The organism is Synechococcus sp. R3-13 (assembly GCF_047462195.1).
In the GTDB taxonomy this organism is placed as follows: Bacteria; Cyanobacteriota; Cyanobacteriia; order Thermostichales; family Thermostichaceae; genus Thermostichus.
Map to the genome: position 1 here is coordinate 1 of NZ_JANSIO010000121.1, position 1,231 is coordinate 1,231.

The following is a 1,231-nucleotide window of genomic DNA, read 5'->3' on the forward strand; positions in this document are numbered from 1 at the left end:
GTTCAGGAGAGTTCAGCGTGAATGTATCAGCAGCAATCTGTCCCCAAAGCATGCTGGAACCTGGCGAGATCTTGGGACTCGATCCCGCGGGCGCGAACGGCCAATCCCCCGCCCGCCCACCCCAAAGGCCAACCTGCGGATCCCTGCAGCAGCTCCAGCCCCACTCCAGAGGGATCCACCTCATCTGTGCCCAGGGCCGCTGGTCTATGCAGGTGCTCACCCCCCGTCTGTTTCGGCTGCGCTTTAGCCCCAGCGGAGCGTTTTTGCCCCGTCGTTCTTGGGATGTTGCCCTAGCCGACGAAGAGTGGCCGCCGACTTCCTTTCAACTGCAGGAAAGCCCTGCCCAAGTCCACCTGTCCACCTCGCTGGTGCAAGTCCGCATCGACCGGGATCCCATCCGGTTTAGTTTTCAAGATTCTCAAGGGCAAGAGTTCTGCGCCGATGTCTCCTCTGGGCTTACCTGGGGATCCGATAGCATCCGCCTGGTCAAACACCTCCACCCTGCCGAGCACATCTACGGCCTGGGGGAACGGACAGGGTTGCTCAACAAACGAGGCCGGCGCTACAGCCACTGGACTCGCGACTGCTGGAACTACGACGCCCACAGCGACAATCTCTACCAGGCCATTCCCTTCGCCCTGTTTCTTCGCCCCAACCTCTGCTACGGGCTCTTCCTGCACTGCACCCACTGGAGCCAGTTCGACCTGGGCCAGATCGATCCCGAGCAGTGGGCCATCGAGGTGCGCGCCCCCGAGCTGGATTACTACCTGATCTACGGCCCCACTCCAGACTTGGTGCTCGATACCTATACCCAACTTACCGGGCGGCCTCCCCTTCCTCCCCTCTGGGCCTTGGGCTACCAACAGTGCCGCTGGAGCTACGCCAGCGCCGCCCAGGTTCAAACCGTTGCGCAGCAATTTCGCCAGCGGCAGATCCCCTGCGACGTCATTTACTTGGATATCGACTACATGCGCGGCTACCGCGTCTTCACCTGGGATCCTCGCCGCTTCCCCGAACCGGCCCGGCTCATGGCCCAACTCCACGAGGCTGGCTTCCGGGTGGTAGCCATTGTGGATCCCGGCGTCAAGTTCGAGCCCGAAGCCGACTACGCCGTCTTCGACGAGGGCTTGGCCCAGGATTTCTTTATCCGCCGCGCCGACGGCCACCTCTTTCATGGCTACGTTTGGCCAGGCAAAGTCCTCTTTCCCGACTTCTTGCGCCCCGGAGTGCG

At 62.2% G+C, this 1,231-nt stretch carries 1 protein-coding gene; it reads left to right on the forward strand.

Annotated features, from left to right (window positions below):
* Window positions 1–50: 50 nt before the first annotated feature.
* The coding region (locus NW856_RS04035; RefSeq protein WP_414399236.1) for a TIM-barrel domain-containing protein at window positions 51–1,231 on the forward strand (1,181 nt) is incomplete at its 3' end.